Annotated in this window: 21 protein-coding genes and 1 tRNA gene; 17 read left to right on the forward strand and 5 right to left on the reverse strand. The window is 62.4% G+C overall.

The genetic code is table 11. From position 1 onward, the window contains the following. Positions 1-56: 56 nt before the first annotated feature. The 3 genes from AUL39_RS03265 to AUL39_RS11290 all read left to right on the forward strand — a co-directional run bounded on the left by AUL39_RS03265 (position 57) and on the right by AUL39_RS11290 (position 948). Entirely contained in the window at positions 57-269 is a 213-nt protein-coding gene (locus tag AUL39_RS03265; protein ID WP_059053560.1) for an integrase core domain-containing protein, read from the forward strand. 91 nt (positions 270-360) lie between these two features. After that, positions 361-651, forward strand: a complete 291-nt coding sequence (locus AUL39_RS11285; protein WP_059053562.1) for a hypothetical protein — start codon at positions 361-363, stop codon at positions 649-651. Positions 652-720: 69 nt separating this feature from the next. Next, positions 721-948, forward strand: coding sequence for a hypothetical protein (locus AUL39_RS11290; protein WP_059053564.1), 228 nt, complete (start codon positions 721-723; stop codon positions 946-948). Between the two features lie 63 nt (positions 949-1011). On the opposite strand, the gene AUL39_RS03280 is transcribed toward AUL39_RS11290, so the two are convergent. Further along, positions 1012-2754 (reverse strand): RNA-binding domain-containing protein, encoded by a 1743-nt coding sequence (locus tag AUL39_RS03280; protein WP_070807537.1) that lies wholly within the window; start codon positions 2752-2754, stop codon positions 1012-1014. Positions 2755-3085: 331 nt separating this feature from the next. On the opposite strand from AUL39_RS03280, the gene AUL39_RS11035 reads away from it, so the two are divergent. Both AUL39_RS11035 and AUL39_RS03285 read left to right on the forward strand, forming a co-directional pair. Further along, positions 3086-3165: transfer RNA gene (locus tag AUL39_RS11035), tRNA-OTHER, on the forward strand. Between the two features lie 267 nt (positions 3166-3432). Continuing rightward, positions 3433-3825, forward strand: a complete 393-nt coding sequence (locus AUL39_RS03285) for a hypothetical protein (RefSeq protein ID WP_059053566.1) — start codon at positions 3433-3435, stop codon at positions 3823-3825. A gap of 18 nt (positions 3826-3843) precedes the next feature. On the opposite strand, the gene AUL39_RS11195 is transcribed toward AUL39_RS03285, so the two are convergent. After that, a complete protein-coding gene (locus AUL39_RS11195) occupies positions 3844-4044 on the reverse strand; it encodes a hypothetical protein (RefSeq protein ID WP_160327013.1) in 201 nt (66 codons plus the stop codon). 230 nt (positions 4045-4274) lie between these two features. Between AUL39_RS11195 and AUL39_RS11040 the strand changes: the two genes are divergently transcribed. The 4 genes from AUL39_RS11040 (at position 4275) to AUL39_RS03305 (ending at position 6182) form a co-directional block, all read left to right on the forward strand. After that, positions 4275-4652: a hypothetical protein gene (locus AUL39_RS11040; RefSeq protein WP_160327014.1), complete on the forward strand. Its 378-nt coding sequence runs from the start codon at positions 4275-4277 to the stop codon at positions 4650-4652. Further along, the gene (locus AUL39_RS03295) at positions 4642-5271 is read left to right on the forward strand and encodes a potassium channel family protein (protein WP_059053570.1); all 630 of its coding nucleotides are present in this window, start codon (positions 4642-4644) and stop codon (positions 5269-5271) included. Before AUL39_RS11040 ends, AUL39_RS03295 begins: the two co-directional genes overlap by 11 nt. A 349-nt stretch (positions 5272-5620) precedes the next feature. Beyond that, the gene (locus tag AUL39_RS03300; protein WP_059053572.1) at positions 5621-5917 is read left to right on the forward strand and encodes a hypothetical protein; all 297 of its coding nucleotides are present in this window, start codon (positions 5621-5623) and stop codon (positions 5915-5917) included. Continuing rightward, positions 5904-6182, forward strand: coding sequence for a hypothetical protein (locus AUL39_RS03305; RefSeq protein ID WP_059053574.1), 279 nt, complete (start codon positions 5904-5906; stop codon positions 6180-6182). Before AUL39_RS03300 ends, AUL39_RS03305 begins: the two co-directional genes overlap by 14 nt. Before the next feature lie 627 nt (positions 6183-6809). Here AUL39_RS03305 and AUL39_RS03315 read toward each other — a convergent pair. Further along, entirely contained in the window at positions 6810-9401 is a 2592-nt protein-coding gene (locus AUL39_RS03315) for a PEP/pyruvate-binding domain-containing protein (protein ID WP_059053578.1), read from the reverse strand. A gap of 357 nt (positions 9402-9758) precedes the next feature. Between AUL39_RS03315 and AUL39_RS03320 the strand changes: the two genes are divergently transcribed. The 4 genes from AUL39_RS03320 (at position 9759) to hslO (ending at position 13514) form a co-directional block, all read left to right on the forward strand. Continuing rightward, positions 9759-10913, forward strand: coding sequence for a 5-methyltetrahydropteroyltriglutamate--homocysteine S-methyltransferase (locus tag AUL39_RS03320; protein WP_059053579.1), 1155 nt, complete (start codon positions 9759-9761; stop codon positions 10911-10913). Positions 10914-11091: 178 nt separating this feature from the next. After that, positions 11092-11382, forward strand: coding sequence for an addiction module antidote protein (locus AUL39_RS03325; RefSeq protein ID WP_059053581.1), 291 nt, complete (start codon positions 11092-11094; stop codon positions 11380-11382). Positions 11383-11460: 78 nt separating this feature from the next. Further along, a complete protein-coding gene (locus AUL39_RS03330; protein WP_059053584.1) occupies positions 11461-12054 on the forward strand; it encodes a histidine phosphatase family protein in 594 nt (197 codons plus the stop codon). A 497-nt stretch (positions 12055-12551) separates the two neighbouring features. Further along, on the forward strand, positions 12552-13514 hold the full coding sequence (gene hslO / locus AUL39_RS03335; protein WP_082667200.1) for an Hsp33 family molecular chaperone HslO: 963 nt from the start codon (positions 12552-12554) through the stop codon (positions 13512-13514). A 183-nt stretch (positions 13515-13697) separates the two neighbouring features. On the opposite strand, the gene AUL39_RS03340 is transcribed toward hslO, so the two are convergent. Both AUL39_RS03340 and AUL39_RS03345 read right to left on the reverse strand, forming a co-directional pair. Then, positions 13698-14210, reverse strand: coding sequence for a nitroreductase family protein (locus AUL39_RS03340; RefSeq protein WP_059053586.1), 513 nt, complete (start codon positions 14208-14210; stop codon positions 13698-13700). Between the two features lie 107 nt (positions 14211-14317). Next, positions 14318-14827 (reverse strand): pyridoxamine 5'-phosphate oxidase family protein, encoded by a 510-nt coding sequence (locus tag AUL39_RS03345; RefSeq protein WP_059053588.1) that lies wholly within the window; start codon positions 14825-14827, stop codon positions 14318-14320. Positions 14828-15355: 528 nt separating this feature from the next. Between AUL39_RS03345 and AUL39_RS11295 the strand changes: the two genes are divergently transcribed. The 4 genes from AUL39_RS11295 to AUL39_RS03365 all read left to right on the forward strand — a co-directional run bounded on the left by AUL39_RS11295 (position 15356) and on the right by AUL39_RS03365 (position 19790). Beyond that, the gene (locus AUL39_RS11295; RefSeq protein WP_070807538.1) at positions 15356-16201 is read left to right on the forward strand and encodes a hypothetical protein; all 846 of its coding nucleotides are present in this window, start codon (positions 15356-15358) and stop codon (positions 16199-16201) included. A 95-nt stretch (positions 16202-16296) separates the two neighbouring features. After that, a complete protein-coding gene (locus tag AUL39_RS03355) occupies positions 16297-17112 on the forward strand; it encodes a J domain-containing protein (protein ID WP_153001549.1) in 816 nt (271 codons plus the stop codon). Continuing rightward, positions 17102-19213, forward strand: coding sequence for a restriction endonuclease (locus AUL39_RS03360; protein WP_059053593.1), 2112 nt, complete (start codon positions 17102-17104; stop codon positions 19211-19213). Before AUL39_RS03355 ends, AUL39_RS03360 begins: the two co-directional genes overlap by 11 nt. 1 nt (position 19214) lies before the next feature. Beyond that, positions 19215-19790 carry a hypothetical protein gene (locus AUL39_RS03365; protein ID WP_059053595.1) on the forward strand — a complete coding sequence of 192 codons (576 nt, stop codon included), beginning with the start codon at positions 19215-19217 and terminating at the stop codon, positions 19788-19790. Positions 19791-19818: the final 28 nt, after the last annotated feature.

Below are 19818 nucleotides of genomic sequence, written 5' to 3' on the forward strand. Positions count from 1 at the left end.
ATGTGGTTGGCGTCTTTGAGATACCGCGTTGACCTCCCCTCCGAATCTTGCGATGCGTGGCGCGCTGGGCCGACAACGTGCTGATGGAGAGGTGGTCCGGGACGCTCAAGAGCGAGCGCCTCAGGAACGCGGAGTACGAGACGCCGGCGCAGCTCGAGGGCATGATCCGGGGGTTCGTAGGCGAATACAACACGACGAGGCCCCACCAGTCGCTGGGCTACGCGACCCCGTCAACGTGGTACTCCGGCGGCATAGCGGAGGTCGCGTAGGCTAGGATGCAAGGGTAACAAAGGACAGAGATTCGGAAGAGCGAGGGTCCGCCTGTCTCAAAATCTCTGCCACTTTACTCGGATATAGCCGATGCCATACGCGGGCAGAACGGGCCTCTACCAGCCCGGCGACACGGCAGCCGCGATACTGGCGCCCGAGTGGGACGTGGGCTACAAGATTCGGGCGCTGCTGCTAGACGACGGCACGCTGGAGATCAACTACTACGAGTGGCGGACCTCCGTAACCGACGGGCGTATCGTGCAGGTCTTCGAGATCGACCCGGCGGGCTACTCCTCCGCGAGCGCGAGATCCTACGACTCCATCAAGCTGCTGGTGAAGAAGGTCTACATCGACTCGACCATCGCCGGATTGGTAATCTAGAACTGCAGCTACTGGTTCAACGCGTTCGCAAACTGCACCGAGGTGCGGGGTTTCGAGAACCTGTCCGGCATGGCGAGTGCCGACCAGATGTTCTCCATCTGCTTTTCTCTGGAGACGATTTATGCCGACTCGACCTGGACGCTTCCTTCGAGCGGCCTCACGGGATCTCAGTGCTTCTACTCGTGCTCCACGTCACTTGTGAGCGGAAACGGCACCGTGTGGGCCACCAACAAGACGGCGTACACGTACTTCCGCATCGACACGGCCAGCACGCCAGGGTACATCACGATAGCATAGGACGACGATTGGACGCGAATAGGACATGTCCTAACCTGATGGACTATTGTCCCATCATGTCTATCAGTGTCCTATTCTCTCCCAGCCCTTTTCCGTAATCTCGTAGTGGGCACCTCCGCCTCGACCAACAAGCACGAGACTGCCATCCTCGACGAGCTTGACCAGGGTCCTGTACGCTTGCTTCCGGTGCAGGTGCAGTAGATTCTCCACGTCGCGCGTCGCGACAGACCCGCCTTGCCTCTCGGCCAGCTTCATGATGAGCTCCGGATAGCGGATTTTGTCTATGTCGGACTGCCGAACGTATCCGGCCTCCTTGCCCGATTGCGAGTAAACCTTTCCGCTGAGCATGTACGAGCGTGCGGTCGAGCTCCCGCGAGCCTCGACGAGCCCGGCCTCGAGCAGCGCTTCCACCGTCGCACGCGCCGCCGCATCAGTGACGTGGAGTTGCGCGGACAGGTCTGCGACCGTAAGCCGCCTCTGCTGCTTGAGCGCGTCGAGCACGAGCAGTGACCTGAGCGACAGCTGCTCGCCGGTCTTCTGCTGCTCTTCGTTGATCATCCGCATGAACAGCTCGTCTGGCGCGCTCCGCGCAATGAAGACGCTTACGTTAGCCGACGTGCTTCCGGTGTAATCGGGCAGGGGTCTTCCGTAGTACAGGGATCCCTCGAAGATGCGGTCGACACCGCGTCCGGTCTTCTCGGCGAGGCCAATGCGCTTGAGAGCGTTCATCAGGCACTCGTTTCGCCCGTGGGGCTCGACGGTGAGCAGGTTCTCGATGGTGACCCCTTCGATGAACCCGCCGGGGTTTGCGATGGTGAGCCCCTCGTCGTCTATGAGCACACGCACGCGCCCCAAGGCGGCATAGTCGCGGTGTCCAAAGGCGTTGACGAGCGCCTCGCGGAAAGCTCTCCTGTCGAACTCGGGCACCGACTGCCTGAAGAGGCCGTCCTCAAACTCCCGCTCTGGGTTCCAGGGGTCGAGCATCTCGCGCATCTTCTCGATGGTGTAGAGGAGCGGCTGCTCGAAATCCTGGTTGACGCGCACCTCCGTGCCCGCAAGCACCTGGAAGGTGGCGGCCGAGGTCGGTATGGTGCGGGCTATGACCTCTGCCCTGCCCGCGAGCAGGATGCCCGTAACCGTCGGTGTGACCTTGCCGTCGGTGAGCGTCGTCATGCGGAGGGCGCTCAGGATCTCCTCGTCGGGTAACTCCAAAAGCGCCTGGTCACTGTTACGGTTTCGAGCCAGAATATCGCGCAGGCGCTTCAGCTCCTCCGGGCTGAAGTCGTCGATGGTGGTGTCGGGCACCGGGAATGCAGAGTAGTCGAGTTGGCCCAGCGTGGAGAGCCTGGTGATGATCTCGTAGGGATAGAGGGGGACGCTCTCAGGCGTGCCGTCGGCTTTGAGCCTTCGGCGCATGATCTTGCCCTCGGAGGACGAGACGATTGCCATCGACCTCGGGACTTCCACGAGCGTCACCTGCTTGCCGGCGTCATCGACGGATCCATCGGATGCGAGGAAGAGGGTCGAGACGCGCGCCGGAACGGGCGGCACCGTCTTGTTGGCGATGAGCGCTGCGAGCTGCGTGACGTCGCGATGGTCTTTGTAAACCCCCGTGGGCTCGCCGTCATCCTCAACGCCGAGGTATATCTCCCCGCCGTTGGTGTTGCTGAGCGCGACCACCGTGTCCACGAGCTCTCCGTCAGGCAACCTACTGGGCTTTAGAGCTCCATTCGGGCTTCTCTTGAACTCGCTTTTGAACTCGACCTCTATGGTCTCCCTGGACGGAATCTCTCGCCGCTTCGGCATTCTTCGCCTTTCGATGCGATGGTCATCTTGGACGCATTATAGACCATTGTTAGGACATGTCCTAATAATGATAGGACATTGTCCCATCATGTCCCATCGAATGGAAGCCCTCCCGGCCGTTTCGGTCAAAAGGGCTTTCCTTAGCACTCGTCACTGTAGCTAGATGACCTCAAGCTCCCTATACAGTGGGTCGCCTCACCAATGAGCGCATCCCACCACCACTCGGGGTTTCGACCCACGACTGGCAGAGCATGTCCAGAAGTGTGTTTGATAGCCTCGGATTTGCGGGTTGGGCGCCTAAAGATTTCGGGTCTGAGCACGAAAAACTTTCGGGTGTGAGCATGGGCGCGGCGAGTCGCCTCGAGCTTGATGGGGAAGAGGTCAGAAGTTCAAATCTTCTAACGCCCACCATACACGCAGATCGGAGGCCCTTTTTAGGACCTCCGATTTTTTATACAAGCCAAATTGAACACTGATCGTGTGATAAAGCCGCACCGCTCTAGACGTCGTGCCCGGTCCGTCCACCTGCTCGCCGCAATCGCCTCAAGTCCCGGACGCCTCATACTTTGGGACGACGCGCGTTGCCTGTATGCCGTTGAAAATCACCTAAAAGCTTGACGTCTCTAGTCTGCAGAAAGAATCAACCAAGCAGGTAGACCTCCTAGGATTGGAGCGACCATGACAACGCGTCTCACACGCACGCGGTGGCTGCCCGTCGTATCCGGTGCGGTCGCGGCGGTGCTCGCATTTGCCGCCCTGCCCATGACGGCGTTGGCAAACGACGAGCTGAACCCCGGTCCCTACTCGGAGAGTAATCAGCTGAGCACCGATGCATACTCGGCCCTTGGCCTCACCGTCTCGGACGACACTGGTGATGCCGGCACCTATGCACCCTATGGCAGCGACAAGAACGTGAGCACCACCCTGCTGAGCGACGATGAGGTCTACATGGCCGCCAACGGCGCCAGAAAAAATGTATATACGCTCAGGAGGAAGCTCAATCAGCTCTGCGATGCCAATACGAGCGCGGAAGGTCTGGTTGGCTACACCACGATCTCTGACGACTATTGAGGGATGGGCGGAGCTTATTTATTCTGGCCTATCAACGAGCTCTACGGTACGAGCAGCAATCCTGGGACGGCCGTGGATATGATTGAGAAGGGCGTTAGCTACTACTCGCCGCTCAGCGACAACGAGAATGACGTCATCAAGGGGTCTACCAACAACGGATTCAGTGGCAAGTATGCCACCAGCGTCTCGGCAGACCTCGGCAGCGGCTACAAGGACCACGTCGTCGAGCTGCGCGCCTATGGAAGCCAGTACTACACCATGGTCGGCAACCAGCAGCCGAGCGGCGCTTTTGCGGTAAAGGTATTCTCGCTTGACCCCGAGGGGAACCGTACGGAGGTCGCGAGCCTCGCCCCACGGTCAACGAAAGCCAGATCCAGGCGAGCAATTACTCTGATGAGCTGGCATACCTCCGGGCCAGCTACCTGCAGGAGTACGATGCCTACTTCGAAGTGGCCGCTGCGGATGTGGATGGCGACGGCGTGGGTGAGGTCTTCTGCTACACGGGCTGCTACAAGGACGAGAACGGCGAGCGCCTCGCCTGCATCGACATGTGGGACCTGCAGCCCGACAGCTCTCGGAGCCACACCCAGGAGTGGGTGGACTGCGGCCAGGCGTCCTACTATGTCACAGAACATGAACTTGCCGAGATCCGCAACAGCAAAGATGACCCCACCGACCGAATGCAGCTCATGATGGCCCCGGTGGTCACCCTGGCCGGCGGCGACCTCGACCGCCGCGGCTACGGCCCTCATCATTGCCGGCTGGGACTGCGGTGGCAGCTCCAACGCGGAGTACGCCAACTTTGGCTACTGCTACGTGTACTATGACACGTCCCAGGACGATTTCGTCGTCTCCGACTACTACCGCAAGGCTCTTGGCAAGGATGCCTCCCACATCACCGAGACCGCCTTCAAGGACTCGGACCAGGATGGCCGATACCGTCCGACCCTGGCACCCTTCGCCCTGGGTGCCGCACGCCTGGACGGCCTCAACCAGGGTACCGCCGAGAACGACGACGTCCTCATGGGTGGGGACATCTACTCGTTCAGTCTCTCCGCTGGGGTGAGCCTCGACACTCTCGGCAGCATCAGCCTCACCTCTGACCAGGTGAACTCGAACCGTTACACAAAGGGCAAGGAGCAGGTCTGGATTGGCGACGCGCTGTGGTGCTGCTTCCAGGCAGTCACGACCATCGGTTACGGGGACATCACCGTCACAAGCGCCGTTGGCCGCGCGATTGTGGTGGCGCTTAGCGTGGTGGGGATTCTGTTCGTGGCGGTGCTCACGGCGGCGGTGGTCAGCTACTGCAACGAGCTCATGCTGGCACGGCGCAACGAGAGCTTGGCCCTGTACCTGGACAAGCTGGAGCACCTGGACCAGCTGACGCAGGGGGAGCTGGCCGAGCTCTCGCGTAAAGTGCGCCGGCTGCGCAGCTCGCAGGAGTAGTGCGCGAGGGTGCGCTGCCTCTAGTCTCCCAACTCACACCGTGGTGTGGGTCACGCCGTTTTCGTGCTGGGACTCATATCAGTAGGTTCGGTTTACTCAGTCATAACTGAGTCAGTTGCGGTTGAGTAAAGGCGGCAAGCGTGGGCATTATTGCCAACATTACAAGGCTAGCCTGCTTCCGGCATGCGCTTACCGCATGGGAAATCATTCTTACGAACCTCATCGCACAGCTTAGGCGCTGTGGCATGCCTATGACAGATTCTGCGGAGTAACGTATCGTACTTCGCCTGTACCTTCTAATCATGTGCATTATCATGTACATAACTGGACACATCATGGGAGGAATCACATGGATGCCATCTATTCTGCGACTGCGTTGCGTGATCATCCGCGCGAAGTGAAGCAGGCTGCCCGCGAACGACTCGTGAGGATTACGGAGAATGGCAACGGTGCCTACGTGTTTTGCTCTGAGGAGGTTTTCCAACGGGAAGTGGACGATGCCGTTGAACGAGCGCTCTATGCGCAGCGTGTCTCCGATGCAATAGACCGTGGTCGCGCGGATATTGCCACCGGCCTGTATGTGGAAGGTATCGAGGCGGCGAAGGCTGCCGTTGCGGATAAGCGGGCCTCCCGTGGCGCGGCTTAGGTTCTCCGAGGAGTTCCTCGAGTCTCTCGCCGGGCTTGATAAACGGGTCGAGGAGTCCGTATGGAAGAAGCTCGCGCTCGTACAGGGCTTTCCGGGAGTGGGTTCGTCCCTGGTGGAACCCTCGCTTAGACATGCATATGGCTCTGCCTGCCTCAAAGTGGTAGCTGAAGGTTATGACGTGCTCTATGAGCGTGGCGAGAAGGGTAACGATGGCGAAGAGGTCGTCGACGTTCTTGGCATTGTGAACCAGCGGGCAGTGCGTTAGCGGCAGCGTTGCTAGCCACGTGCGGCAAGGCACGTACAAACATGACGTGGACGGCATTCGCATCCTCATGCCCCTTCCACCGAGAGCTCCTGTGCAGTCATTCTCGTATTGGATGGAGCATAGCGATTACTTTCTGGCCGTGAGGACCGGACTCACGCTGAGCGTGCTCACGACGTGGGCTGAGCACGGACGGGTGGAGTCCATCGACGAGCTGTTGCGGATTATTGGGGAGCTTGGACCGGTGTGTGGGGGTAGGTAGGTTGAGTTCTGCCGGCTGCCTGGGTCTGCCGCGCGCGGCAGCCCGCTTCGCCCCCCCCGGCGCCGTCGGGCTGTCTTCGGACGTTTTGGGGCCGTGCTAGCACGGATTATGTCCGAAAACTGCCCGACAGCGCGCAGGGGGCTGCATGGTGGGCAGGCCTGGGGGCTGCCCGGGCATCCGCCGGGTGCCGGATGGCGCAGATCGACGGTTGGGCTATGTTTTTTCGGGGGTACCCCAAGTATCGAACGGCTCGAAACTCGTGGCTAGGGTTTGTGTAGTGCTGGGCTTTTGTTAGTCGCACCTGCGACCGTGCGTAGTTCGGGCGCTTCTCAATAGCCAAGAAGTGTGCGTTGCACTGCCCGCCCCTCTCACGCAAACGCCATGAGCGTCTTTCCGCTCATGAGGTCGTGCCACAGCCCCAGGCCACGCCCGCGCGCGTCGTACAGGCGAATGCATGCCGCGATGTCGGGGTCTGCCGCAGCGGCATCGAGCCCCACCTGTGGCAGGTCGCAAAGCACGCTGCGGTCGAAGACGGTCGCTCCGCGCTCGAGCGCCGCGCAATAGAGGATGTCCTGCTCGACGAGGTCCTGGAACATGTGGCTGCCATACGACAGCTCGGGGGAGAACCCGTGGGCGGCATCGGCGTATTCGACAATCGCCCGGAAGGCGGCTATCTCGGCAAAGGTGACGGGTACGCCCAGGTCAGGGGACGAGGTACCAATCCGGCCGGGCACAAGAAGCACTGCGGTTGCGCCCGTCACCTCACGCACCTTGCGCGCGGCCTCGCCAACAGCGCGTGCAACGCCCGGCCGCTTGCCGTGCGGACATGCCCGATAACCTGCGGCATCGACCACACAGACAAAGTCGACGCTTGCCTGCATCGAGGCGCCCATGGTGTCCTCGGCAGCGCGGAGCAGCACCGGCCCAGACGCGGCTGGCACCTCGACCGAACCCGTGCCCTTGAAGGACTGCAGCGGCCGGCATTGCAGCAGGTTGATCACAAAGCGCGGCTCGGCCCCCTCGCCGCTTGCCCTGTCTACGTTCACGGTGAACTCGATGTCGACGGCGTAGTCGTACGCCTCCTGCAGCGCGCGAAGGATCTTGCGCATGGCCGTGGTGAAGCGCCGGTCGCCCGCAAGCCCCGCGCACGAGGCAAACGTCACCTCTCGCCGCTGACCGCGCTCGCGCAGCATGCGCTCGGCCTCGCGGTCGTGCTCCATCACCATGGGTCGCACCGACGCCGGCATGAGGGGCGCAATGTCTGTGCAGGGCTTCTCGGCAAATGCGCTGCCCGCGAGGTCGATAAGGTCGCATCCGCGCTGGCAGAAGCGGTGCCGGTCCGCGTCCGCGACCATCGTGGTGGCGGTTGGCCTGTCCAGGCTCACAAGCCGCGGGTAGTCACGCTCGGTGCGGTCCACCGCCTTTGTGCCAAGGCCCATCACCAGCCTAAGCATGCCGGCGGAGGGGTCCATGTCCGGAAGCCATCGGTATGCGCTGCGAGAATAGCCAATGCCCGCGGCCGTGGGCATGAAGTACGCGTCGCCATAGCGAGAGCCGCTCACGCGCTGCACGAGAAGTGCCATCTCCTCCTCGGCCGTGTCCAGCCCGTTGCGTCGGCGGTATTCCAACGCCGAGGGGTTCATGGTCGACGCGTACACGCGCTTGACGGCGCGCTCGAACTCGCGAAGCCGCTGCTCGGGGTCACCCACGTTGGGCAAGAACACCGAGTCGTACTTGCCGGCGAAGGCGTTCCCAAACGCATCCTCAAGGCAGCTGGACGATCGCACAATGATGGGAACCTGGCCAAAGTAGTCCAGGACGCGACGGAAGCCCTGCTCAATCTCGGGCGGGAAGGTTCCATTCTCGATGCCCTGCGCCAAAGAATCCGCCACGCGCAGGTAGCCGTCGCCGCGTTGCGCGATGCGCAGCGGCCACAGGTCGTTTTCTACAATGAACGTATAGAAGACGTCCGTGCCCACGTAGAACGAGTCGTGCGGCTCCAGCAGGCCAACGACCTCGGGCAGGTTCTTCTCGACAATCTTGCGCGACAAAAGCATGCCGCAGGACTTGCCGCCAACCATGCCGGTCCCCACCATGCGCCGCCGCACGTCAAAGTAGTCGGTGGGCGAGAAGTACTTTTGCACAAGCGCGCGCATGCGCGGGTCTCTCGTCATCATCATGTTGCACATCTTGCGACAGGCGCGCCGCATGTCCTCGCCGTGCTGGTAGCTGGCGCGCGCCTGCAAGAAGAACCGGTCCCAGGAGTCTATGTCGCGATCGGCGGCGCCGCTCATCTCATCGCTCATGCGCGCGTAGAAGCGGCTGGTGTCGACGCCCGAGGTGAGGGCGCGCACCTCTCCCGTGGCAAGGTCGAGGCGATGCGCGAGAAACATGGTGGGGGAGTAGCGGCGCCAGACCTTGAGGGGGTGGATGAAGAGGCCGCCCTCGTCCGGCGAGACGTCGATGAGGACCTGCGTCGTGTCGTGGATCTTTGCGATGGCGGCAAAGGAGTGGTCGCCCTTGATGATGGGGAAGTACGCCACCGTGTCGAGCGAGAACAGGTACGGGCAGGTGAGGCGGAAGAAGTTCCCCATGGTGAGGTCGGCGGACCACGCAACCTGCAGGTCGGACAGGCTGTCAAACACGTAGAACGCCTCGGGCCCCTCGCGCGTGATCACGTCGTGCACCTGCATGGTGAAGGTCTCGAAGCCCTTCCTGGGGTCGAGGTCGACCTCGACTACGCCCGGCGTGCCGCGGGCGATGATTCGTCTGTGAGAAGCAAAGCGCAGGTAGATAACGTTTCTGCCGTCTGCCACCGAGCGGCCGACAAAGGCGTCTGCAATGGGGCGGAACTCGTCGAGCGAGCTGACCTGCCAGACCACGTTGTCGCCCAGGCGGATGGAGTCGAGCACCTCGTCCAGGCCGTCGATGCCGCTGGGTACACGATCGAACGCTGCCATGTCTGCCTCCTCGCGTGGGTTGAGGCAATCCTAGTCGGTCGCGAGGCGGCGGCTGCGCAGCTTCTGGCTGGTGGACGGCTGCGGGTGGCTGGCGGTTGGGGTGGCTCAGGAAAACCTGCGGCTTAATAGCAGTCTCGGACAAGGTGTGTCGAGAAGAACCGCAGGTAGATGGCTTGACCCTTGTCGCCAGGCTTCTATTAAGCCGCAGGTTTCGATTGGCTGGCCTGCTATATCGCCCAACACTATAGCCACAGGCTATGGAACGCGATAGAAGATAGATACGCTCTCATGCCCCGCCCCTCTGCCATCATGGATGGAGAACAAATTTGCAACCATCCCTCGTGACAAGGAGCAACCATGTCCGCCTCCACGCTTAAGCAGCCGCCCTACGCCTACGACATTGTTGGAAGCTTCCTCAGGCCGGAGCGCCTGAAGAAGGCCCGCGCCGAGTATGCGGCCGGAAAGATCGACCAGGCCCAGCTCACGGCTGTCGAGGACGAGTGCATCGCCGAGCTCGTGCAAAAGGAGAAGGCCGCCGGCCTGCGCGCCGTTACCGACGGCGAGTTCCGTCGCGCCATGTGGCACCTGGACTTTCTCGCCGCGCTCGACGGCGTGGAGGAGATCTCTGCCGACACCTGGTCCGTGGAGTTCAAGGGCTCCAAGCCCAAGGGCGCGCAGCTGCGCTTCACGGGCAAGGTCGACTTTGGGCCGGATCACCCGTTCATTGAGCATTTCCGTCGCCTCCAGAAAATAGCGGACGGCTACCCCACAAAGCTGACCATCCCCGCGCCCTCCATGCTGCACCTCATTCCCTGCGTGCGCGGCAAGGCCACGTACCGGCCCATCGACCGCTACGCGGGGTCGGACGGCGACGAGCGCCTCTTTGAGGACATCGCCGTGGCGTACCAGCACGCCATCAAGGCCTTCTACGACGAAGGCTGCCGCTACCTGCAGTTTGACGACACAAGCTGGGGAGAGTTCTGCGACGCGGACAAGCGCGCCGCCTATGAGGCGCAGGGCATCGACATCGACGCCGTGGCCAGGCGCTATGTGGAGACCATCAACCGCGCGCTCGAGGCAAAGCCGGCGGACATGACCATCACGACGCACATCTGCCGTGGCAACTTCCGATCGACCTGGTTCTCCTCGGGTGGCTACGAGCCGATCGCTGAGACGCTCTTCTCGCACGCCAACTACGACGGGTTCTTCCTCGAGTACGACTCCGACCGCGCGGGCGACTTTGAGCCGCTGCGCCACATCCGTGACCAAGTTGTGGTCCTGGGCCTGGTGACGTCCAAGTTCCCCGAGCTGGAGGACGAGGACTCCGTCATCGCGCGCATCCACGAGGTCGAGAAGTACGTGCCGCTCGACCACCTGCGCCTCTCCACGCAGTGCGGCTTCTCCTCGACCGAAGAGGGCAACGTCCTCACCGAGGACGACCAGTGGGCAAAGATCGCCCTGGTCCGCCGCATCGCAGAGCGCGTCTGGGGAGAGCAGTGCCGCGCTGCGTGATTGCGTGCGCCACAAAACTAGCGGGCTCTTGTAAAGGCGTATACCACAGTATACAATTCATCCATGTTGGAGATAACTAGGACAGACGAGTTCTCAAGGTGGCTCAGGAAGCTGCGGGATGCCGACGCCAAGGCCAAACAGCTCAACAAGGAGTACGAGTAGATCGAGGGGGCAAGCAATGGAAGCGAAGAAGGCAGCCGCTTACGAGGCGGCAGAGTTTCTGGATACGGACGAGGACATTGTCGCCTACCTTAACGCAGCGCTCGAAGACGGTGACCCATCCCTTGTGTCTGCGGCGCTCGGTGACGTTGCTCGCGCGCGAGGCATGACTCAGCTCGCCAATGAGACAGGCATCACGCGAGATGGCCTCTACAAGGCGCTATCTCCTTCGGGCAATCCGTCTTTCGCCACGGTCCAGAAGGTGGTTAGGGCATTGGGCTATAAGCTTGATGTGGCGGTAGCGGTCTGACACTCCTCTGGCATGCTCCTCTCGTTTCGCTACCATTGCTCCGATGGACGAGAAGGGCGCGGCGCGGCGGGGGCAGGCATGGACATCTACGTCATTCGACACGGGCAGACCGACGCCAACCTGCGCCACGAGCTGCAGGGGAGAAGGGACATCCCTCTCAACGAGCGCGGGCGCGAGCAGGCGCAGCGCGTGCGGGCGCTTCTCGACGAGCGCGGAATCTTCTTTGACCGGGTCTACTCGAGTCCGCTGGGTCGTGCGGTCGAGACCGCGCAGATTGTCTCGGGCGGAAGCGTGCCGGTTGAGACGGACGACCGCCTCCTGGAGATGGATTACGGCCCCTACGAGGGCATGAACCTGCGGAAACCCGCACCAGAGGTCGTCACGTTCTTCAGCGACTTTGTCCGCAATCCGGCGCCTGACGGTATGGAGCAGCTCTCGTCTGTGACGGCTCGAGCGGGCAAATTCATCGAGGAAGTCGCTCGCTCGTCCGGGGAGCGCGTCCTTGTCTCCACGCACGCAATCCTGATGAAGGGCATCCTCGAGTACCTCACGCCGGGTTCTCGTGGGGACTACTGGTCGAAGTTCATTGGGAACTGTGCCGTCTATCAGTGCGTTTGGCGAGACGGGGCGTTTAGCGTGCCGGTGGAGGTTGCTGACGCCGAGCGCGGGTGAGGTCAGAAGCGCTTCGATTTGGGTCGCCGGGGCTTCTCGGCTTCCGTGCGGCTGTCCACTCCGCTCCCCGCGCGCTGTTGGGCAGAAATCGGACATTCTGTGGTTTCTCCACTTCGCTCTCAATGTGCTGTTGAGAAGAATATCGACGTTTTCCGCCCCTCGGACTCATATATTGTCCCAATCCTTCTCAACAGCGCTGGTGGGCGGTTCGGGGTGGGCAAACTTAGCGCTGCGTGGGCGCCTGCCGGGTGCCGGATGGCGCGGATTTGCGGTTGGGATACGGTTTTTCCGGGGTGCCCCGAGTACAAAGCGGTTCGAAGCCTGATGAACCGCAGGTCAGCGAATTGGCACCAAGCCGCGGCCACATAAGGGTTTGAACAATAACTGGTGCCAACCGGAAGCCCGGTTGCGCCGGTTGGCGTCGCGCCTCTCGCTGCGGCCGACGCTCTTCTCGTTTCGCTACCATGGTTCTCATTAGACAAGAAGAGGGAGAACTCATGGCAGACGAAAAGAGCGAGAACAGCGAGCAGGCCGCGCGCGAGAGCGGCGTCATTAACTTCAACGTTGAGGCGGTTCGTCTCGGCGACCATATTGTGCGTGGAACGGCGGCCGACGGCCAGGTGCGCGCCTTTGCGGTGACGGCGCGCGCGAGCGTCCAAGAGCTGCACGAGCGCCACCAGACCTCGCCCGTCGTGAGCGCCGCGCTGGGGCGCCTCCTGATGGCGGGCATGATGATGGGCGCCATGTCCAAGAACGACGACGAGCTCATCACCCTTGTGATTCGCGGCGAGGGTCCCGTGGGCGGCCTCACCGTGACCGCGAACAACCGCGGCCAGGCCAAGGGATTCGCCAACCATCCCCACGTGTGGCTGCCGCTCAACAGCGCGGGCAAGCTCAGCGTGGGCGAGGCCGTGGCTGGGGAGAACCACATGGGAACACTCTCGGTGGTCCACGACCTGCCGGGCATGGAGCCGTATTCCAGCGAGGTCCCGCTTGTCTCCGGCGAGATAGGGGACGACCTCACGTACTACTTTGCCGCTAGCGACCAGGTGCCTACCTCGCTGGGCGTGGGCGTGCTGGTTGACACCGACCAGAGCATCCGCCAGGCGGGCGGATTTATCGTGCAGTTGATGCCGGGATGCGAGGACGCGGTGGTGGACCGCCTGGAGAAGAACCTCGCCGGCACGCATTCCGTCACGGACCTGCTCGAGGAGGGCTTGAAGCCCACGGACGTCCTCCGCCACGTGCTGGACGGCCTCTCGTACCAGGAGCTGGACGTCATGCCGGCGGAGTTCCACTGCGGCTGCAACCGCGAGCGCGCCACCCGCGTGGTGCTGGCGCTTGGCCGCGCGGAGCTGGAGGATATGATTTCCAAGGACGAGCCCGCCGACGTGTACTGCCACTTCTGCGGCGAGCACTACCACTTCGAACCGAACGAACTGCGCGACCTGCTGCGATGAGGTACCTTGCCAGTCACAAGTAGATCCTTCTCGCGCAGATAAAACCTCACACGTGGTTTCTCTTTTGAGGCGTAGGACGGCAAAATCCCAGTTGAGAGTGATGAGAAATCAAAAAAGAAACAACACGTGTGAGGTATGCGTGTGAGGTATGCGGTTCGAGAAGCTCGCGCCGAGGTCCAGTCCCTACAGCCGCGTGACGGTCTGCGCCAGCTCCTTGCGCGAGGAGTGGTTGGGCAGCGGGCCCGCGCCCTCGGCCGCGTAGCCAAGGTCGATCGCGCAGAGAACCACCTCGTTTGCCGGCAGGCCAAAGGCCTTCGCAGCCTCCTCGGGGCTAAAACGGTTTATCCAGCAGGAGTCAACGCCCTCGTTTGCGGCAGCAAGAATCATGTGGGTCGCCACGATGCTTGCGTCCTCGATGCCCGAGGTGCGCTTGCTGCCTGGGTAGGTGTAGACGTTCTCGCTGTCGAAGGCGACGAGAAGGACGGTCGGCGCGCCGTACCGGCAGGGTGTGAGCCCGTCGAACTTCTCGAGCGCATCGGCGGATTGCAGCACGTAGACGTGCTGCTCTTGCAGGCTCTTCGCGGTTGGCGCCACGCGCCCGGCCTCGAGGATCGCCTCCAGTTTGTCGCCTTCCACGGCACGGTCGCTGTATTTCTTGCACGAGTAGCGGTTCTTGATGACGTCAGTGAACTCCATGGGGCCTCCTCTGGTTGCGCGCTCTGCGCGGCTGCCTGATTGCAGTATGGGCGTTAGTGAGACAAAGGGACAGTCCCTTTGTCTCATCGCGGCCGCAAGCCGTTCGGTTACAGCTCAATCCACTGGCGAACGCCAAACCCGCGCTTCCGCAGCGTGCTGCACAGATAGTCGATGCGCGTGGGCGTGACCTCGATCAGGTGGAGCACGGTGCGCATCTTCTCGAGCTTCTCGCCGGTGAGCTTCTTTTCCGCTGCGGCGCGCGAGAACTTCTCGCTCATGGGGTCGACGACCTCTGCGGTACCCGTGACCTGCACGCTCTCGAGCCTGCCGAACTCGTACGAGGGCTCGAAGACGGCAAGGCACACGTTGCGGTTCTCCTTGAGCGCATGGAACTTGAGTCCGCCTTCCGAGAAGATCCAGAATTTGCCGTCACGGTAGGTGTACTCGAGCGGGGTGCAGCGGACGAGGTCGGCCGACGCCGTTGCCATGGCGCAGATTTGATGCTCGCCGAGAAACGCGTCGATTGCCTTGCGCAGCTCATCCTCGGGCATGCGGGCAGAGGTCGCGTCCCCCTTGGTCCAGTATTCTGCGGCCTCGTCGAATTCCTCTGGGGTCATGGCGTGTCCCTTCCTTTGCGGTTGGCCGACGCGAGCAAGGGCAATGCACCGGCCGGACGTCTTTTGCTTGAGCTCCATTATCGCCCTTGCGCGTTGTTCCTGGTGCGGATGAGACAAAGGGACAGTCCCTTTGTCTCATCTAGCAGCTCGGCGCGTGTGGTGCGGCGTAGCTGTTCCCGTCTCGCTGCCTGCGCTGTTCTCGATCTCCTGAACTACGCACGGTCGTGATTCAGGTTTGTGGATTACTGGGCTTTTGCTCCTCTCGCCTGCGACCGTGCGTAGTTCCAGGCGTGCTCACTGCCAGCGTCTGGCTCCCTCGAATTGGCAAACCTCACACGTGATATTTACTATTTGATTAGGGAAGACAAAAGGCCAGTTGATAGGTAGCGAAAATCAATAACGAAATATCACGTGTGAGGTTTTCTTTAGTATGAGGTTTCTGACAGTTGACCTCCTACCGATTGCCGAGCGCGTAGCATGGAGCCGACAAAGCCGTGCGACCGAAAGCCGCATCCAAGGAGGCACGGAATGCTGTACACGCCCGTCACGAAGAACGCGATCAGGTTCTGCTATCGGGCGCACGCCGGCCAGCTGGACAAGGCCGGCCTGCCCTACGTCAACCACCCGCTTCACCTTGCGGAGCAAATGTCCACCGAGGACGAGACCTGCGTCGCGCTTCTCCACGACGTGATGGAGGACTGCGGAGCTACCCCGGAGGACCTTCTCGCTCTGGGCATCTCGCCAGAAGCACTGGCCGCGGTCCAGCTCCTTACCCACAAGGACGGCGTGCCCTATCTTGATTACGTGCGCGCAGCGGGCGAGAATCCCATCGCGCGCCGCGTCAAGGTGGCTGACCTGCGCCACAACAGTGACCTCACGCGCCTGGACGATGTGGGGCCAAAGGACATCGCGCGGCTCCGCAAGTACCGCATGACGCGCGTGATTCTGGGCGACATGGCAACCAAGGTGCAGACGCCAGCGGGCTCAGTGGCCATGCAGGTGGCGGGCGAGCCGTACCCGTTTGTGGTGCGCGACGAGTCGGACGGTGCGCTCGCGCTGGAGGCGGACGTGCTGCCGCTCTCGGTTGGCGAGAAGGTCGAGCTTCGGTACGACTTTGGCCCTGCGGTCGCGCAGGGGGCCAGCGAGCACGGGGTCTGGCGCGTGTACCAGGTGGGCGACGTCACCGTCGGCGTGGCGCTTGCTGCCGCGCCCGCCGTGCCCGTCGCGCCCACGTACCGCCTAGACCCCGACGCCGCCATCGTCACCGTGACAGCAGACCCCGTGGCCCACAGGCGAGACGCTGGTGCCAATAGCTTCACCGTTCACGTGGCGTGGCGCCGTGGCACAGGCGAGAAAGACGTGCGCACCGTGTGAGACAAAGGGAGTTTCCCTTTGTCTCATGCCCTAATTATTGTCGCGTCCCTCGGCTATGGTGTGAGGCACCATACGTCGAGAGGATGGTGGCCACCATGGCAGAAGCAGCGCCCACAGCAGAGGAGCTCAAGAGCGCCATCCGCGAGGTGCGCGCGGACATCCTGGACATAGTCACGCAGATCGAGGACATCAAGCTCCAGCAGCTCCCGCAGATTTACGCGGACTACGCCGTAAAGATCGGCTGCTGGGAGAAGGAGCTCCTCGAGGCGGAGGTTGCCGCTCGGCGCGCAAAGCGGCGCTACGCCCTTGCGCAGGCGCAGGCAAACCAAGGCCAGGTGCCAGATTACGAGAAGATCGAAGCCCAGCTCGACGAGGAGCTCTCCGCCTGGACCGCGGCCGCCGAGGAGGCAAAAGAGGCCTACGAGCAGGCGCTTGCCTGGCGCCTGGGAAGGGTTGCCATGCCGGAGGCGGACGCCAAGGAGATGCACACGCTGTATCGTACGCTCATGAAGCGCCTGCACCCCGACGTCCATGTGGGAGAAGACGAGAAGCGCGCCGAGTACTTCGCCCTTGCCCAAAAGGCCTACCAGGACGGTGACATTGTGGTGCTTCGCTCGCTCGAGGCTGCGACGCGGCACTTTGATCCTAAGGATGACCTCGCGGAGGAGGAAGACACCAACGCCCTGGCCACGGAGCTGGAGCTCCAGCAGGTCGAGCGCTCTGCCATGGAGAAGCAGCTCAATGAGCTTGAGAACTGCGAGGACATGCAGCTGGGGAAGCTCCTCCAAGACCCGGAGTGGGTGAGCTCCCGCACTGCGGAGCTGCGCGAGGCCATCGAGGAGTGGGAGCGCACCCAGCGAGAGTTCGACTTGCGCGTAGCCAAGCTGAGGGAGGCCATCGATGGGGACTGACGGAGCAACGCCGAGCAGCTCGGCCGGTCTGGTGCCTGTCCGTCCCGGCGGCGCCGGTGCCATCATCCAGGCGATGCACGGGAAGGGCGGCATGGGGATAGAGATCCCCAAGCCCTTCTCGCAGCCAATCTGCCTTGTGCCGGACACGCGCATCGCAGGCACTACCCACATAGATGACATCGACGAGCTGGCCCCAAAGCTCTCCGTGGGCGATCGGCTCGCGCCCGGCGCCGCCGAGGGCGACGTAGCGGCCGAGGCGGTCAAGCGCGCCCAGATCCGCCGCACCATCGAGGACCACCTGGAGCGCCAGCTCGAGATGTGGCCCCGTCACATCAAGGTGCTCTCGCTCTTCTTCATCGACAAGGTCGAGAAGTACCGCGTCTACACCAAGGACGGCTGGGAGAGGGGCGAGTACGCCGAGGTCTTCGAGCAGGAGTACGCGGACCTCCTCGAGCACGGCTGGAAGAGGCGCTGCGAGGAGGCCGGCGTCCCGCTCATCGACGACCCGGCGGCCGTCCACAGCGGCTACTTCTCCAAGGACGGCAAGGGCCGCTTCAAGGACACGAGCGGCACGACCGACGCCGATACCTCCACCTTCGAGCTCATCATGCGCGAGAAGGAGACGCTCATCGCCTTCCCCGATGGCAAGAACCACGACAAGGACGTCTCGTTCATCTGGAGCCACTCGGCGCTAAAGGAGGGCTGGGACAACCCCAACATCTTCCAGATCTGCACGCTCGTGGAGACCAAGGACACGCTCACCAAGCGCCAGAAGGTTGGCCGCGGCCTGCGCCTGCCGGTCGACCAGTCGGGCGAGCGTTGCCTCGACCCGGAGGCCAACGTCCTCACGGTCGTCGCCAACGAGTCCTACGACGCCTTCGCGCGAGGGCTTCAGTCCGAGCTCGACAAGGACGGCGTCCGCTTCGGCGTCATCGCGCCGGAGTCCTTCTCCAAGGTCACCGTGCGCGCGGCGAGCGGCGCCGAGAGCCCGATCGGCTTCGAAAAGTCCAAGCAGGTCTTCGAATCCCTGCAGAAGGCCGGCCTCGTCAGCAAGAAGGGCGAGATCACACCCGAGCTCAAGAAGGCTGCCCAGGACGGCAAGGTCGAGCTTCCGGCCGGCCTCGAGGAGGCCAAGGAGCAGGTGGAGGCCATCATCCTGCACAAGGCCCAGAAGCTCGAGATCAAGGACAAGTCCAAGGAGGTCCGCGTCAGGCTCGACAAGGACGTCTCCCTCAGCCCCGCGTTCCAGGCGCTCTGGGAGCGCATCCGCAGGCGCACCAAGTTCCAGGTCGAGGTCGACTCCGACGAGCTCGTGGCGCGCTGCATCGAGGAGATCCAGAAGATGCCGCCGGTGCGCCCGCTCGAGGTGCTCAGCATGTGCGCCGACCTCTCGGTCGACGACGCGGGCGTCACCGCCCAGGGCACCGAGCAGTCCACGGTCAACACCAAGACCGTGCGCGCCTACGACCTGCCTGACCCCATCGCCGAGCTGCAGGACGCGGTCGACCTCACCCGCCACACGCTCAAACGCATCCTCGTAGGCTGCGGCCGCTACGACGAGTTCCCCAACGATCCGGCGACGTTCCTCGCGCAGGTCGCGAGCCGCATCGAGACGGCCAAGTCCGCCATCGTGAGCCGCGGCATCAAGTACGTGCGCCTGCCCGAGGACGAGTGGTACACGATGAAGGACCTCGAGCCGGGCGACATCCGCGCCTACCTGGGCCAGAACGCCTGGGAGCCGGAGCATGGCAAGTCGCTCTACAACTACGTCGTCTACGACTCCTCGACGGTCGAGAAGCCCTTCGCCGTGGAGCTCGACCAGACCAAGGAGATTGAGGTCTTCGCCAAGCTCCCGTCCAAGTTCACGATCGACACGCCGCTCGGGCCCTACAACCCCGACTGGGCCTACGTCGTCAACGAGGACGGCGAGCATCGCGTCTACTTCGTGACCGAGACAAAGGGCGGCGGCAACAACGACCCGCACCTGCGCCCGACCGAGCAGCTCAAGGTCGACTGCGCCAAGAAGCACTTCGCGGCCCTCGGCGTGGACGACCTCATCTACGACGTCCGCACAACTCTACACAGCGTGGCGGTGAAGTGAGATGGCCAAAGAGAAGTCTCAATGGACGGTCCAGACGCAGCATGAGTACCAGATGCCAAGCCGAATTCTCCTGTTCGAAGACTTCTCGACCATAGTGCCGTTCTATCTCTACAGGGCGGCACCTGCTAACGTTTCGACGCTCTCGTGGGACATCCCCTCGGTCCTAGGTTCCGAGGGGATGTCCCTCCTCTATGTCAGGATGATGGGCGAACGAATGCAGTCATTTCGAGGTACGACAAGTGTTGCCAGGGAGTCCGGCTGGGCAAGCGAGAAGAAGCTGGCCGATCAGAACCTTGCGTTTGACGAGGAGAAAGGTCTGTTCTATCAAGGCTCGAAACGGTTGGATGACTCAACGGACTACTCGGACACGTTTGACTCGCTGCTCAGGCATATCCGGAACGCGGTAGCTCATGGCCGCATGCGCAAGGAGGGCGAGTTCCTGCTGCTGGAAGATAGCAATGGCAAGAGCACCGATGCGAAGGGGAATCCCAAGCCATTAACGGCAAGACTGGTGGTGCGTCCAAGTACGCTGACCCATTGGGCGAGGCTCATTGAGGATGCCTGCGCTCAGGCGTGAATCAGTGTCGTGCAAAAGCGCGGCGCAG

It is taken from the genome of Tractidigestivibacter scatoligenes (genome assembly GCF_001494635.1).
GTDB classification, from domain to species: Bacteria; Actinomycetota; Coriobacteriia; order Coriobacteriales; family Atopobiaceae; genus Tractidigestivibacter; species Tractidigestivibacter scatoligenes.